We start from the raw sequence: 15,773 nt of genomic DNA, 5'->3' as shown, positions 1-15,773 counted from the left end.
TCAGACTAGGCTGAGCGCAAGGCCGGCTCGACCAGGTCGGCCTTGCCCATCCTCTTGCGGCTGATGACGCAATTTCGCCCGGCACGCTTGGCCGCGTAGAGTGCCGCGTCTGCCTCCGCGAGCACCGCGTCCAGGCTGCTGCCGACTGCCTCGCCAAAACCGATGCCGCCGCTGACCGTGCTGCGCAACTTGCCGAGTTGGGTGGGAACGATTTCGGTGCCGAAGGCAACGCCGATCTTGCTGGCGAGATCATAGGCCCGCTCTTCCGTCATCCGCGACATGACGATTGCGAACTCCTCGCCGCCCAGGCGAAAAGCGTCGACACCGGTCCTGGCATATCTCTTGATGACCGCGGCGAAGCGGCAGAGAACCTGGTCTCCGACCGGGTGACCGTAGACGTCGTTGGTGCGCTTGAAATGGTCGAGGTCGAACATGACGATCGCCATAAACGGGCCGAAACTCCGCTCGCTGTAGAGTGACATCAGCCCTCGACGGTTCATCAGGCCCGTCAGCGGATCGGTCATGGTCTCGGCCTTCAGCTCGATCTGCGCCTGCAGATGATGGAGGGAGAGCGTCAATGCGCCGAGCCCGGTCATGCAGGCCACCGCCACGACGGAGTTCAATCGTTCGGCCCAATTGTCGGGCGCGGCCCCAAGGGCCCATTGCCCCTTGGTCAGCAGAACCATGCCGCAGAGCGCAAACGACACCGCGCAGGTGCCGCTCAGAAACGAAACCACCAGCAGGATGCGGCGATCGTGACTGCCGTTGATCCAGAACATGGCGCCGATCGCCGACAGCAGCGCCGTCACCGTGCTGTAGGTGACGATGAAGCCGACGCCGTCAAGACCCAGGAAGGTCACCGCGGCACAGATGGCCATGGCGGCAAGCACCGGTGCAATGGCGCGTCTGTAACCCGGCACGCCCAGATATTGCATGGCCGACACGCAGAGGATCAGAAACCCCAGGCTGAGCAGCGCAAGCACGATCTGGCAAAGCAGCGGGTCAGGATCCCTGGTGTATCGCCAGAACAGGATCACATGCGCGACCAGCACCAGAATCCCGCACGCCACCGTCAGGACGAAGCCTGCCTTGGGCGCGGTGAACCAGATCGCCAGCATGGTGACGCTGAGGCAGATGCCCGACAGCGCGGCTGCGAGCAGGAGCGAACTGAAGTCCAGCATATCGGGCGAAGGCCTCTCGAGCGTCGGCGGTTGCGCTGTATTCTAGGTCAGCGGCAACCCTCAGACATGGTTTTCAGCCGATCTTTCGACGCAACCTGCCGATAGGGTTTACAAAGCGTCGATGCCATGTGTCCCGAAGCCGCGCCTTGGACGCGACGACCGGATCAACCCTTGTTCAACAAAGCGAGATTGGCGTTGACGACGGTGGGATCGGCCATGCCGGCCCTCGCTTCGAGCAGCAGCGCCCTGGCCTTCTTGCGATTGCCGCGCAGCAGTTGCGAATAGCCCATGTTGTTGACGATCTGTGGCTTGCGGCCGGCGACTTTCAAAAGCTGGCCGTAGGCACGGTCCGCGAAGTCGAAGCGGCCGAGCTCGTCATAGGAAGCAGCGAGCCCCATCCAGGCCTCCGCATTGTCGGCCTTCAACTCGACGGCCTTGCGGAAGTGCTTTTCGGCGAGGCCGTAATTGGCGTCGCGAAACTGCGCCTTGCCTTGCGCCAGATCGGAGGTTTCGGTGTCTTTCGCCGCCGGTTGGATGGCGGTGGTCTTGGTCGTGTCGACCCCTCTTGTCGTACAACCAGACATCATCAAGACGGCCGCCATCGCGGCCATTGCCGTGAACTTACTGTGACGCATGCCCCTGCCTCATCGCCCGATTTGCCGGGTCGTTCTTCAGGAAACACGTTACATGAGCGGCGATTAAACTTCGGTGCCGAAACGCCACTAAAATTTGGTTTCGCACACACCAGCCATTAACCACAAGGCACGAGAGATCTATTCCCGAGAGAACCCCTGCACCAGGGACGCAAGCCGCCTTTCACGGCCCCATGACCTTGAGCGCCTCTGGAACCGGGTAGCGGCTGCCGTCATAGCGCAGCCGGTAGGTCCGGTTCACCGGCTTGCCGGGATGGGACTGGCACTCGCCATCCTTGTCGGGAGACGGGTTGTCGGTATCCGTCCGCTCGGCCACCGAGATGTCGTGATAGCCGTGATGGCTCACCGGGCTCATTGCCAGGCTGACCTGGCTCGAATGAAAGGATCCCGCGCAATTGGCATCGCCTTCGCCGCCATTGCTGGCCACGACGAGGCCGTCGAGCACCAGCCGCAAGGCATCGCCGGCGAGCGCATAGAGCCGCAGGTCGGTTTCGCTGAAGGGGTTGGCCTGCGAATGGTTTGCGATTTCGATGCGCAGGCCAAAGGCGGAGACCTCGGGCGCCAGCCTATAGCGGCCGGTATCGAGTTCGATCTTGCGGATGGCTATGGCATCATCGGTGATCAGCCCTGGCTGGAGCAGGCGCTGGCGCACCTGCAGGCTGTTCCTGTCGACGACCAGAAGCTCGATGTCGCCGACATGCCCGTCATCGCTGGATCGGGCGCTGTCGGTCAGCGGCACTGCGACCAACAGCAGGCCGTCATGGGCGGGCCAGATCTTGCAGACCAGGACAAATGGCGTATCGCCATCCGCGGGCTTCAGCGGAATGCTGATATGGGGTTCGAGCACGAACGAGGCGCCGTCGGCGCTCTTTCGAGCCTTGGGATAGGCCTGCTGCACCAGGGCGGCAACATCGCCGCAATCGTCGGCCGCGGCCCAGGCGGGCAACAGGCTGGCGGCGGCGAGGCCGAGGAACAGAGTACGCAACAGCAGTCGCATGGGCTTCTCACGTCGCAGGGCCAAGTTCGGGCAGGGTCATCAGCCCCTCGAGGGGCGCCCGCTAATGCGCCGCCGTCATTTTGACGATAATCGGGATGATCGCAATCATCAGCACCACCGGCAGGATGCAGACCGTTACCGGCACCGACATCTTGGCCGGCAGGGCGTGCGCCTTTTCCTCGGCCAGCGACATGCGCTTGTGGCGCATTTCGTCAGAAAAGACGCGCAGCGCCCCCGACAGGCTGGTGCCGAGTTCCTTGGATTGTTGCAGCAGCGTGGCGAAGGAGCGCACCTCGTCCAGGCTAAGGCGGTCGGCGAGCGCCTTCAGCGCGTCGTCCAGGCTGCGCCCTGCCCTCAGCTCCAGCGATACAAGCTGCAGGTTCATGCTGAGCGCGGGATAGGTTTTGGCGAGCTCCTTCGAGACGCGCTCGATGCCGGCCTCCATGCTCATGCCGGCGTCCGAGCAGACGATCATCAGATCCATGAAATCGGGAAACCCGTTGCGGTATTCGCGCCTCTTTTCCCGCGTCTTCTGGGTCAGCACCAGACCCGGCAGGAAATAACCCGCTGCTCCCGACAGGATGACGAATGTCCAACGGCTGGCCATCGTCGCGTCCGGGCTGGCCATCCACTGGTTGAGTACAAAGACACCGATTGCCGTGCCGATCATGGCGGTGAACCGGATAAGGAAAAACATGCCGACGGCGCGGGGCTCCATGTAGCCCGCCTGGATCAGCTTCATGCGCAGCCGGGCGACATTTTCCGGATCGCTCTTGGCGTAGAATTCCTGCGCCCGCTTCACCGCCTTCTCACGCACGATACCGGCGTTCTTCTTCTGCACCGGCTCTGGTTTTGCGGCCACCGCACCATCGCCGACCTTGAGCCGACGCATGACCTCGTTGCGGTCGCCCTTCGCCGCCATCATCGGCCACGCTACAGCGGCAGCGCCCGCAGCCAGCAGCAGGATGGCCACCGGCATCAACGAGGTCGGCGCAAGCGAGGCGAGGAGTTCGATGAAGCCTTGCATGTCAGAACCGGAAATTCGACATCTTGAACATCATCAGATTGCCCAGCATCAGCCAGGTGATCGAGCCGCCAATCAGGTACCAGGTCTTCGGTTCGCCCCACACATCGCGGTAGAATCCCGGCATCAGCGCCATGATGGCGGCAAATAGCAGCGCCGGTATAGCCGTCAGGATGTAGGCCGACATGCGGCCTTCGGTCGAAATGGCGCGCACCTTGCGGCGCAGCTTGCCGCGCTCGCGGATCGTCAGCGCCAGGCCATCGAGGATTTCGCGCAGATTGCCCCCCGAACTGCTCTGGATCGAAACGGCGGTTATGAACAGCGGCAGGTCCTCATGGCCGACCCGGTCGAACAGTGAGTTCAACGCCGAAACCAGATCCGATCCGTAGGTCACTTCGTCGGCGATGACGCCGAACTCGGTGCCGATCGGGTCGGGCATCTCACGCGCGACCATGGCGATCGCCACCGGCACCGGATGGCCGGCCTTCAGGCCGCGCGTGATCAGTTCCAGTGCCTCCGGCAGTTGCATACCGAACCGCTTCAGCCGGCGCTTGCGCTTGAAACGCAGCGTCATCACCGGCAGCACCGGCACAAGCATCACAAACAGCACAAGCCCCATCAGCGGCGGCAAGCCATACCAGATAGCGACCAGACCTGCGGCGAATGCCACGCCGCAGGTGATCATCAGGAATTTCGGCAGCGGCATGATCATGCCCGACTGGGTTCGCAGAGCACGGAAGCGGTCCGGCGAAAACAGCGGCGTACCCGCGTCAAGGCCCCGCTCCTTGCGCAGTTGGACGAGCACCTGCTCCTGGCTGATCTTGTTTTCCTGCAGCTTCATGCGCCGGTTGATGGCGGTGCGCTTGTCGCTGCGGCCAGCATAAAGCAGATAGCAGGCCTCGGCGATCAGGATGCCGGTCAGGGCAGCCGCGGCATAGACGACATAGATCGCGCTGAGTCCGTCGAACACTTGGGCTACTCCTGCGGCCGGCCGGGTTCGAAATATCGTCCGGGGAACTCGATGCCCATGGCGCGCAGATCCTCGAGGAACCGCGGCCGGATGCCGGTCGCCTCGTAGTAGCCGAGGATCTTGCCGTCGGCCTCCATGCCGGTGCGCACGAAGCGGAAGATCTCCTGCATCTGGATGACATCGCCTTCCATGCCGGTCACCTCGGCGACGCTGGTCACCTTGCGTTTGCCGTCGGACAGCCGCGTCAGCTGGACGATCAGGTCGAGCGCGCTGGCGATCTGGCTGCGGATCGACTGCACCGTCATCGGCATGCCGGTCATGCCAAGCATCTGCTCAAGCCGGGAAATGGCATCGCGCGGCGTGTTGGCATGGATGGTCGCCATCGACCCTTCGTGACCGGTGTTCATCGCCTGCAGCATGTCGAAGGCTTCCTCGCCGCGGCACTCGCCGAGGATGACGCGGTCGGGGCGCATGCGCAGCGCGTTCTTGACCAGGTCGCGCTGCTTCAGCTCGCCATGGCCTTCGATGTTGGCCGGACGTGTTTCCATGCGCGCGACATGCGGCTGCTGCAATTGCAGCTCGGCCGCGTCCTCGATGGTGATCAGCCGCTCATCTTCCGGAATGAAGGCCGACAGCGCGTTCAGCATGGTCGTTTTGCCGGTACCGGTGCCGCCCGAAATGATCGTCGTCTTGCGCGCATGCACGGCCGCCGCCAGCACTTCGGCCATGTTCTGGGTGATGGCACCGAATTCGACCAGTTTGTGCAGGCCAAGCTTGTTCTTGGAGAATTTGCGGATCGACACCAGCGGCCCGTCAACCGCAACCGGACGAATGGCCGCGTTGAAACGCGAGCCGTCCAGCATGCGCGCATCGACCATCGGCTGCGATTCGTCGACGCGACGACCGACCGCGGCAACGATCTTGTTGACGATGCGCAAGAGATGCGCCTCGTCCTTGAACGGAATGTGAACCGGCTGCAGCTTGCCCTTCTTTTCGACAAAGCAGTTCAGGTGGCCGTTGATCAGGATGTCGTTGATGTCGGGGTCCTTGAGCAGCGGCTCGAGCGGACCGAGACCGACCATCTCGTCGACGATGTCGTCGACCAGCGCATCAAGCTCGACGGTGTTGATCGCCATCCGCTCCTGCTTGGTCTTTTCCGACACGAAATCATGCACTTGCCGGCGCATCTCATCCTTGGGCAGACGCTCCAGTGCGACAAGATTGATCTCTTCGAGCAGCAGCCGATGGATACGCACACGCGCATCGAGCACCTTGTTGGCATTCTTTGCCGGTGCTGCTTCCGGCTTTGCCGGCAAAGCCTTTCGGCTCGTCGGAATGACGACGGCATGATGGGCGACCGGCATTGGCTCGGCAGCGCGCTGCGGACGCGCATCGCGGTTCTGCAGGGTGGAGAAGCGGCTGGTCATCCGGCTTTCCTCTTCAGCAATCCACGGCCCATGCCAAACAGCGAGCGTGATTTCGCCCGGGTCGGGACGGCTTCCTCCGGCAGGATGATCTTCTTCAGATCGTTGATGACATTGGCGTTCGGGTCGATCTCGTGCAGCGGCACACCGCGATCGACTGCCTCGCGCACCAGCCTGTAATTGTTGGCGATACCGCCGACGAAGTGCTCGCCGAGGATTTCCTGGACGTCCGCCTGCTTGATGCCGTTGTCGAACATCTTCTGTTCGAAGCGATTGACGATGACGTTCGGCTTCACCTCCTTGCCGGCGGTCTCGTAGACCGCCTGGATCAGCCGCTGCGTATGGCGCAGGCACGGCACCGTCATTTCCGCGACGATGTAAAGCTTGTTGGAACCGAGCAGCACCGTCTCCGTCCATGGAAACCAGGTACGCGGCATGTCGATGACGACATTGTCGAAATAGGCCGAAACGAGGTCCAGCATGCGCACCACGACATCGGTCTTGAACGAGCGCATTTCCGAGGGATGCGTCGGCGCCGCCAGCACACAGAGTCCGCTGGCGTGCTTGGACAGCATCACGTCGAGCAGTTGGCGGTCGAGGCGCTCGGGCTGGTTCTCGATCTCGGTGATGTCGAAGCGCGGTTCGAGGTCGAGATATTCGGCACAGGCGCCCTGCTGGAAATTGAGGTCGACCACGCAGGTCGACGCACCGCGCGTTACCGAATGATGCAGCTGGAAGGCGGTTTGCAGCGCCAGCGTCGTGGTGCCGACGCCGCCCGCGGCCGGCATGAAGGTGTAGATCTGCGACTCGGTGTTTTCCTCGCGCCCGGGTCCTTGCAGCGCCCGCACCACGGAGCGCACGAGATCGGCGGTGGTGATCGGCTTGACCAGGAAATCCGCGACCTTGAGCTGCACCAGAATGCGCACCGCGGCCGCGTTGAACTCCTGCGTGACGACGACAACCGGCACCTTGTCCTCGAGCCGGCGCATGACGCGCTGCAGCGACTCGACCTCCTCCAGTCTTGCCGCATCCATGTCGACGATGATGGCGCCGAAGTCGGCTTCCTGGATCTCGCCACGCAGCTCCGTGACATTCTTCTCCACTGTCGCGAGCTGGATGATCTCGGAGGAGGCGAATGCGGTCCGCGTGTCCTGCACAAAGGTCCTGTCGGTCGATACGAGCAGGATCTTCCTGGTCTTGATGCCGTTTGCCATTCTGTCAGCCTGTCAGGTCGCCCGTTGACCAGTTGCCCGTTGAATCAGTTGCTCGTGGTGGACTGCGACGCCTTCGCATCGGCCGCCTGGTCGGGTGTGAGGGCCGCCGCGCTGCCTCGCTGGGCGGGCACCAGAAGCCTGGTGTTCTGGACCCCGTATTTCCAGGGATCGACCATCTGCATGACCGTGTTGGCGGCCTGCGCTTCGCCGGCGCCGATCGTCGGCCCTTCGCTGCGCACATAGTCGTCGCTGGTGCAGCCGGCGGCAAAACCTGCCAGCAGCAAGGCGATGCTCGATCTCAAGACCAGGCGCATGACTTCAGTCCTTCGGCAGGTCGAGGAAATGCCCTACCGTGGTGACGGCAGCCGGCTGCGCGACGCTGCCGTCGGCCATTGCCAGCGCGCGGTTGGCGTCGGACGTCTTCACTTCCTCTGTGTTGTTGAGAAAATAGTCGGCGTTGCTGGCCGGCTGCGTGCCGTCGGTCGGCTCGACGAGCTTCTTCGACGGATCGACCGGCTTGACCAGATAGGGGGTGACGATGATGACCAGGTCGGTCTCGCGCCGCTGATAGGATTTCGAGGAAAACAGCGCCCCAAGCACCGGCATCTTGCCGAGACCGGGAATGCGCGACGTGGTGATGTCGTTTTGCGACTGCAGCAATCCGGCGATCATGAAGCTCTGGCCGTTCTTCAGGTCGACCGACGTCCTGGCACGGCGCACAATGAAGCCGGGAACCGAGATAGTGCCGATATTGTAGGAAGCCGACGCGTCGATCGAGGAGACTTCCGGCGCGATGTCCAGGCTGACCAGCCCGTCCTTCAGGACGGTCGGCGTGAAATCCAGGCTGACGCCGTATTTCTTGTAGCTGACCGAGATCTTGCCGTTGTCCTCGGAGACCGGGATCGGGAACTCGCCGCCGGCGAGGAAGCTCGCCGTCTGGCCGGACCGGGCGATCAGGTTCGGCTCGGCCAGCCGTCGCGCCAGGCCGCGCTCTTCCAGCGCCTTGATGGCAATATCGATCGACACGCCGTTCGACAAAAGCCGGCCGATGATCTCGCCGGTGCCGGCGGTCGGCACCGAACCCGGAGCGATTGTCACATCGCGTCCGCCGATGCCGTAGGCGAAATTGGCGGCGTACTTGGCGCCCAGATCCTGGCCCGCCTGACGGTTGATCTCGACAAAGCGGACGTTGAGCTGGACCTGCTGCGACGACGAGATGTTGACCGAGTTGATCACCTCTTCGGTGCCGGAAAAGCGCGTCGCGATCTTGTTTGCCTTTTCCGCGGCGACGGCGTCATCCGCCTCACCCGACAGCACGACACGGCCATTGGCCGAGCCGACCTTGATCCTGGCATCCGGCACGCTGGCGCGAATGGTGCTGGCCAATTGGTCGGTGTCGAGCGTCACCTCGATGTCGACGGTGCCGACAAGCTGCTTCTTCTCGTCGAACAGCGCAATGCCGGTGGTGCCGAGATTGTTGCCGAGCACGTAGAAGGATTTGTCGGTCAGCGGATTGACGTTGGCGATCTCCGGATCGCCGATGACGATCTGGTAGAAGGCGGCACTGGTCATGATCGTCTTCGGCTTGCCCTTGGCAACCTTGATCGACGCATTCTTGGTCGACGACACATAGACGATGTCGTTGTCGGCCCTGGCGGAGGTGCCGAAGGCCAGCGTCGCGGCGGCAGCCAGCGAAGCGGCGACAGCCACAGTGCGCAAAACGCGCAACCGTCCCATGACCGAATATGTGATCAGCCCAAACATTGTCCCGTCCCTCACCCAGTCCCCACTGGCTTCTATTTCTGGTCCCGCGAAGGAACCTGGTATTCCTCGGCCTTTGTGCCGCGCGTTACGATGACCGTCTTGAACTTCGGTTTCTCCGGCTCCTTGGTGACGGCATCGAACAATGAGCCGGCCGCGGCCTGCACATTCGAGGCGACCGATCCACCGAAGGAAGAGATGGTGGTGACACCGTTCTTGCCGTCGCCGCCTTCGCTGGAGGACCGAAGCGACAAGGACAAGGTGCCGACGGTGCGGGCAAGCGCCACTTTCTGCGCGCCGTCGGTGGTCACCTCGATGGTCACGGAATTGGAAATCTGCGGCGTCGTCTGACGCTCGTCGGCGCCCTGCCCGACGCTCAGCACCTTGGCATCGGCGACAACGATCTCGGAGGTGATGGTGGAACCGGCAGCGCCCTGAGCGTTCTTGGCCACTTCCTGGATTTCGCCGGCATCGCGTGTCAGCACGACATCAACCCGGTCACCCGGCGTGACGAAGCCGCCAACCCCGGCGATCTCGTCGGTGCGGATAGTCACCGCCCGCATTCCGGGCGTCATCATGTTGGAGAGCGTCGCGCGGCCATTTGGCCCGGACAGCTTGGTCAGCAGCACCGGTTCGTTGACTTCGATCGGCGACAGCACCACGCGGCTGCCGTCGGCGAGCAACGCATTGATGGTGGTGAAGGCGCCCTGCGGCACGGACTCTTCCGACCACGGAATTTCGCTAAGCTGCGCACGGTCGAGTTCCATGCCGTAACGCAGCGGCGCATTCGCCACCACGATGGTCTTGAACTCTACCCTGGGCACGACAGGTGCCGGGATCGACGCCGTCTTCTCTTCGGAATCGGCCTTGGCCTGGCTCTTGACCCAGAAATCCGCGGCAAAGATCGAGATCGCGCCAAAAACGGCGGCGATGCCGATCATCGATATGGCCTTGCCCCTCACGCCGAAACCCCTGATGCCCGCAGTTTCTTGTTTTGTTGGGCTCACCCTAGGCGGCATTGTTAAAGAATCAGGAATTTTGCGCGGTGGTATTAGATCTATTTCCACCGGCTTGGTTATCGAATGGTTTTGGGTTAAGAGGGACCAGATCCCCGAACGGAACAGGAACCTCGGTCGCTTGGCGCTGAAAAGCGTGGCAGTATCGCGAGGTGATTCGCAGCATCGGACCCTATGGCAGGCATGGACGACAACAACGATCTCTTCGGCAATATGGACAAGCAGCCGCAGCCGGTTCGCACGCCGGCGCGGCCGGCGGATCCGCTGGTTCAGGCCACCAAGCGTCCTGCCGCGACCAAGGATGGCAGCGAAGGCTATAGCGCCGCCGACATCGAGGTGCTGGAAGGGCTGGAGCCGGTGCGCCGCCGGCCAGGCATGTATATCGGCGGCACCGACGACAAGGCGATGCACCATCTGTTCGCCGAGGTCATCGACAATTCGATGGACGAAGCGGTGGCCGGTCATGCCACCTTCATCGATGTCGAACTCTCGGCCGACGGCTATCTCGCCGTCACCGACAATGGCCGCGGCATTCCGGTCGATCCGCATCCGAAGTTCAAGAAGCCGGCGCTCGAAGTGATCATGACGACGCTGCATTCGGGCGGCAAGTTCGACTCCAAGGTCTACGAGACATCGGGCGGCCTGCATGGCGTCGGTGTGTCCGTGGTCAACGCGCTGTCGGACCATCTCGAGGTCGAGGTCGCGCGTGGCCGCCAGCTCTATCGGCAAAAATTCTCGCGCGGCGTTCCCGTGACCGGCCTGGAACAATTGGGCGAGGTCCACAACCGGCGCGGAACAAAAATCCGCTTCCACCCCGACGAGCAGATTTTCGGCAAGGGCGCGGCATTCGAACCGGCGCGGCTCTACCGCATGACGCGTTCGAAAGCCTATCTGTTCGGCGGCGTCGAAATCCGCTGGACCTGCGATCCGTCACTGATCAAGGAAAAGGATCAAACACCGGCCAAGGCTGAATTCCATTTTCCCGGCGGCCTGAAGGACTATCTCAAGGCGTCGCTCGGCGACGACTTCCAGGTGACGCGCGAGATTTTCGCCGGCAAGAGCGAGAAACAAGGCGGCCATGGCTCGCTCGAATGGGCGGTGACCTGGTTCGGCGGCGACGGCTTCATCAATTCCTACTGCAACACCATCCCGACCGGCGAAGGCGGCACCCACGAGGCTGGCTTCCGCAACGTGCTGACGCGCGGCCTGCGCGCCTATGCCGATCTCGTCGGCAACAAGCGCGCCTCGATCGTCACCTCGGAAGACGTCATGATCTCGGCGGCGGGCATGCTGTCGGTCTTCATCCGCGAGCCGGAATTCGTTGGCCAGACCAAGGACAGGCTGGCGACGATCGAGGCAATCCGCATCGTCGAGACCGCGATCCGCGATCCGTTCGACCATTGGCTGGCCGACAATCCACAGGAAGCCTCGAAGCTGCTCGAATGGGTGATCGCACGCGCCGACGAACGGGTGCGCCGACGCCAGGAAAAAGAGGTGTCGCGCAAGAGCGCAGTGCGCAAATTGCGCCTTCCGGGCAAACTCGCAGACTGCACGCAGAATGCCGCGGCCGGCGCTGAACTGTTCATCGTTGAAGGTGACTCGGCCGGCGGCTCGGCCAAGCAAGCGCGCGACCGAGCCAGCCAGGCCGTCCTGCCGCTGCGCGGAAAAATCCTTAACGTCGCCAGCGCCGGCAACGACAAGCTTGCCGGCAACCAGCAGATCTCGGACCTGATCCAGGCGCTCGGATGCGGCACGCGGTCGAAATACCGCGACGAGGATTTGCGCTACGACCGCGTGATCATCATGACCGACGCCGACGTCGACGGTGCCCACATTGCCTCGCTGCTGATCACCTTCTTCTACCAGGAGATGCCGGCACTGGTGCGTGGCGGCCATCTCTATCTTGCGGTGCCACCGCTTTATTCGATCAGGCAAGGCGGCAAGGTCGCCTATGCCCGCGACGACGCGCACAAGGACGAACTCCTGCGCACCGAGTTCACCGGGCGCGGCAAGGTCGAGCTTGGCCGCTTCAAGGGTCTGGGCGAGATGATGGCCGCGCAGCTGAAGGAAACCACCATGGATCCGAGGAAGCGCACGCTGCTCAGGATCGATGTGATCGACGCCGAGGCGGCGACCAAGGACGCCGTCGATGCGTTGATGGGCACCAAGCCGGAGGCGCGCTTCCGCTTCATCCAGGAACGCGCCGAATTCGCCGCGGCGGAAGTGCTGGATATCTAGCCGCCAGCCGGTCCATAACAAGGCTCCAGTTGCGGAGACGAGCATGTGATCAGGGCGCGGCTGAAAGGCTATTTCGAAACCAGTTTGGCCGGACTCACGCAACCGACGCGCTCGGACTGGATTTTCGCGCTGCGCACCGTTTCAGCCGGCCTGATCGCGCTGCTGGCCGCCTATGCGCTGAAGCTCGACCACCCGCAATGGGCCATGATGACGGTGTTCATCGTCGCCCAACCGGTTGCCGGCATGGTGCTGGCGAAGGGTTTCTACCGGCTGCTCGGCACGCTGGTCGGCGGCGTTGCGGCAATCGGCATCACCACGGTTTTCGGCACCGGCCCCTGGGTGCTGGTGACGGTGCTTGCCGTCTGGATCGGCATCTGCACCTTCGTCTCGTCGCTGCTGCGCAATCCCGAAGCCTATGGTGCCGCCCTTGCCGGCTACACCGCGATGATCATCGGCCTGCCTGCCTTCGGACAGCCGCACCTCGTCGTCGACCTCGCGATCGCGCGCTGTGCCGAGATCGTGCTCGGTATTGTCTGTGCCGGCCTGACCAGCCGGCTGATCCTGCCGAAACTGGCCAGCGACGCCATCATCTCGCGCCTGAAACGCTGTATTCTCGATCTTGCCACCTATGCCGGCGGTGCGTTCTCCGGCGGCGATCCCGCAACGCTCTCCGGCCTGCACCGAAAGCTGGTCACTGATACCCAGACGCTCGGCGAGATGCGTGCCTATGCCAGGCTCGAGGCGCCGAGCTTCGCGCCCCGCGCCCATCCGGTCCGGCGCACCATAGGACAGCTGCTCTCGGCGCTCTCGGCGGCACGCGCGCTGCATTCGCACGCCGCCCCGAAGAACGCCGCACTCATTCCGGTGCGCTTAGAGTTGCAGACCCTTGTCAGCGAACTGGCGACCAAGTCAGGCGCGCTGGATGACACCGCACCCTGGGTGGCGCGGCTCGACACCATCTCGGCCAAGGCCAGGCAGATGCCCGATGCCTCGACCGACCAGGGCGACGACAGGGTCGGCACCATCACCCGGCTCACCATCGCCGCCGATTTCGCCGAGGCGCTGAAGCAAGTGCTGCGCGGCCTCGACGCCTTGCGCGCGCCTGCCACGCGCCCGGTCCGGGGCAGCAGGCAGCCTGCGCTGGTGGTACATCGCGATTACCCCGGAGCATCGCGCAATGCTGTCCGCGCTGCCCTTGCCACGCTGCTGGTCGCGGCCTTCTGGCTGACCACGAAATGGTCGGAAGCGGCCGGCACGGTCATTCTCGTTGCCGTTGTATCGAGCCTGTTTGCCGCTCGCCCCGACCCCGTGCAGGTGGCCTGGGGCTTCTTCAAGGGAACGCTGCTGGCGCTGCCCTTTGCCTTTCTCGTCGGCCAGGTCGCGCTGCCCGCTTTGCCCGGCTTCGGCTGGTTCATGCTGTTTGTCGTGCCTATCCTGGTGCCGACGGCGCTGGCCATGGCCAATCCGCGCTATGTCGGCGTGGCGACGGCCTTCGCCATCAACTTCCTCGCCTTCCTCAGCCCGCATCAGGCGATGATCTACGATCCCGGCCCTTTCTTCGCCGGTTCGGCGTCGATCCTGGTCGGCATCCTGCTGGCGATCGGCGTCTTCATCGTCGTGCTGCCCGCCGATCCATGGCTGGCGGCCAACCGCATCGTGCGGGCCATGCGCGAGGATCTGGCGCGGCTTTGCCTGCATGAGCGCGTGCCGAGGCGCTCGGCCTTCGAGAGCCTCGCTTATGACCGCATCAACCAGCTGATGCCGCTGGTGCAGAACGGCGGCAGGAAGGGCGATGCGGTTCTGGGCGGCGGCGTCGCCGCCGTCACCGTCGGCCTGGAGATCCTGCGGCTGCGCGGCGCAAGCCAAGGCCATGCCATCCCATCCGAGACCGCGCTTTCGATTGCCAACTTCCTGAGGGGGCTGGCGCGCGAACTGCTCTTCCGCGCCCCCGGGGATCCCCAGACCTCGACCGTCGCCGTCGCCCGCCAATATGCGGCTGGCATCGCCCAAAGAGACGGTTCTGGTGAGATGCTGCAGATCGCAGCATCCCTGCGAATCATCGCCGCGGCGATGGAGGATTTTCCGGATTTCTTCGCAAGGGATAAAGGTTAAGCGGCAGCGATCGCCAGCGCGTGGCCCCGCGCGTTCTCGCGCAGCGCATCGAGATGGATCGACTTGACCAAGGCGGCGAGATCGCCTTCGGCGGATTGCCCGCCCACTTCCTTGAGCATCAGCCAGCTGACCTCCTGCACACCGGCGACGCGCTTGCCGTTGGCGACCTCGCGCCAGATCTTCAGCGCGCGCAGGATGATGGCATGCGTGGCGGCGGCGAGGCCGGCGCTGCGGAACAACGCCTGCAAGGCGACATCGTGCCCGCCGGCCAGCAGCGCCCTCACCCGTTGTTCGGACTGCTGGCTGAGCGCGACCAGTGCCGAGCCGAAGAAATCGACCTTGCCATGCGCGATGGTGCGGATGAGGAAGCTCGCGGTGAGATCGCCACGCAGCCTGAGATGCTCGATCAGTGCAGCATGTTCTTCTTGGCGCGTGCCCTCGATCAGCGTCACCGAGGCCTTGACGCAGGCGTCGCGCATGACGCGGTCGGCTCGCGCCGCGCCCATCAATGCCATCACCAGCGGCGACGTTTTCAGCATCTCTCCGAGCTTGACGAGCAGCATATGCCGGCAGTCGGCCGGCAGGCGGGCATCCGATATCAGCGCCTCGCGCACCAAAGGCGCATGGCCGTGACGTTCGGCCATGCGGCGGAAGCTGAGCGAAGCGATGTCGGCGCCGCTGTTGGCGAGCAGCACGGCGCAGGCCTCCGCCTCGCCGATCTCGGCGATGGCCGCCGACACCGCCATCGAGACGAGCGGCCGGTCGGCGATCAATTTTTGCGTCGCCTCCGGACTTGAGGCCACGCGGTTGATGAGATCGGCGTCGGTAAGCAGCGGCGAGCGCGCCAGCACCACGCCGGCGACTTCCGGCTGGTCGGAGGCCAGCACGCTGATGATCTGCAACGGCGCGTGGTGGCTCATGGACAACGCCTCGGCCATCGCCAGACGCACCTTCGACGAGGCATCGTCGAGCAACAGCGTCAGCGCCGCCTCGGCGGCGCAACGGTCCTCGAATGGCAGGTCGGAATTGACATAGGCTCGGGCCAACGCGCTGGCCGCGGCGGCGCGCTCCGACACCCTGGCCGTGTAGATCCATTTCAGGAAATGCGAAACAACAACCATGTCCGCCTGCTTACGCCCCTTGCCAGAATGTTTCCGGCCCCGGTCAGGACCGTAGGCAGAAA

At 63.7% G+C, this 15,773-nt stretch carries 13 protein-coding genes; 2 read left to right on the top strand and 11 right to left on the bottom strand.

Annotated features, from left to right (window positions below; translation table 11 throughout):
• Positions 1–5: 5 nt before the first annotated feature.
• From ACZ89F_RS12715 to cpaB, 10 genes are all read right to left on the bottom strand, one after another.
• A complete protein-coding gene (locus ACZ89F_RS12715) occupies positions 6–1,181 on the bottom strand; it encodes a GGDEF domain-containing protein (protein WP_476092216.1) in 1,176 nt (391 codons plus the stop codon).
• Between the two features lie 164 nt (positions 1,182–1,345).
• On the bottom strand, positions 1,346–1,816 hold the full coding sequence (locus tag ACZ89F_RS12710; protein WP_476092215.1) for a hypothetical protein: 471 nt from the start codon (positions 1,814–1,816) through the stop codon (positions 1,346–1,348).
• A gap of 181 nt (positions 1,817–1,997) precedes the next feature.
• On the bottom strand, positions 1,998–2,831 hold the full coding sequence (locus ACZ89F_RS12705; protein ID WP_476092214.1) for a PA3715 family protein: 834 nt from the start codon (positions 2,829–2,831) through the stop codon (positions 1,998–2,000).
• Between the two features lie 61 nt (positions 2,832–2,892).
• Positions 2,893–3,858 (bottom strand): type II secretion system F family protein, encoded by a 966-nt coding sequence (locus ACZ89F_RS12700; protein ID WP_476092213.1) that lies wholly within the window; start codon positions 3,856–3,858, stop codon positions 2,893–2,895.
• Between the two features lies 1 nt (position 3,859).
• Positions 3,860–4,825 carry a type II secretion system F family protein gene (locus ACZ89F_RS12695; protein WP_476092212.1) on the bottom strand — a complete coding sequence of 322 codons (966 nt, stop codon included), beginning with the start codon at positions 4,823–4,825 and terminating at the stop codon, positions 3,860–3,862.
• Positions 4,826–4,830: 5 nt separating this feature from the next.
• Positions 4,831–6,252, bottom strand: coding sequence for a CpaF family protein (locus ACZ89F_RS12690; protein ID WP_476092211.1), 1,422 nt, complete (start codon positions 6,250–6,252; stop codon positions 4,831–4,833).
• The gene (locus ACZ89F_RS12685) at positions 6,249–7,463 is read right to left on the bottom strand and encodes a CpaE/TadZ family protein (protein WP_476092210.1); all 1,215 of its coding nucleotides are present in this window, start codon (positions 7,461–7,463) and stop codon (positions 6,249–6,251) included. The genes ACZ89F_RS12690 and ACZ89F_RS12685 overlap by 4 nt, the downstream gene beginning before the upstream one ends.
• 44 nt (positions 7,464–7,507) lie before the next feature.
• Positions 7,508–7,777: a hypothetical protein gene (locus ACZ89F_RS12680; protein ID WP_476092209.1), complete on the bottom strand. Its 270-nt coding sequence runs from the start codon at positions 7,775–7,777 to the stop codon at positions 7,508–7,510.
• 4 nt (positions 7,778–7,781) lie between these two features.
• Entirely contained in the window at positions 7,782–9,200 is a 1,419-nt protein-coding gene (locus ACZ89F_RS12675; RefSeq protein WP_476097274.1) for a type II and III secretion system protein family protein, read from the bottom strand.
• A 59-nt stretch (positions 9,201–9,259) separates the two neighbouring features.
• On the bottom strand, positions 9,260–10,186 hold the full coding sequence (gene cpaB / locus ACZ89F_RS12670; protein WP_476092208.1) for a Flp pilus assembly protein CpaB: 927 nt from the start codon (positions 10,184–10,186) through the stop codon (positions 9,260–9,262).
• Positions 10,187–10,423: 237 nt separating this feature from the next.
• On the opposite strand from cpaB, the gene parE reads away from it, so the two are divergent.
• Positions 10,424–12,478 carry a DNA topoisomerase IV subunit B gene (gene parE, locus ACZ89F_RS12665; protein ID WP_476092207.1) on the top strand — a complete coding sequence of 685 codons (2,055 nt, stop codon included), beginning with the start codon at positions 10,424–10,426 and terminating at the stop codon, positions 12,476–12,478.
• A 45-nt stretch (positions 12,479–12,523) separates the two neighbouring features.
• Positions 12,524–14,590, top strand: a complete 2,067-nt coding sequence (locus ACZ89F_RS12660; RefSeq protein WP_476092206.1) for an FUSC family protein — start codon at positions 12,524–12,526, stop codon at positions 14,588–14,590.
• Here the strand turns inward: ACZ89F_RS12660 and ACZ89F_RS12655 are convergent.
• Positions 14,587–15,711: a DUF2336 domain-containing protein gene (locus ACZ89F_RS12655; protein ID WP_476092205.1), complete on the bottom strand. Its 1,125-nt coding sequence runs from the start codon at positions 15,709–15,711 to the stop codon at positions 14,587–14,589. The genes ACZ89F_RS12660 and ACZ89F_RS12655 overlap by 4 nt on opposite strands.
• Between the last annotated feature and the right edge of the window lie 62 nt (positions 15,712–15,773).

The organism is Mesorhizobium sp. USDA 3734 (assembly GCF_056279665.1).
The sequence above is the reverse complement of the archived record's forward strand: the minus strand, read 5'-3'. Positions and strand labels throughout refer to the sequence as shown.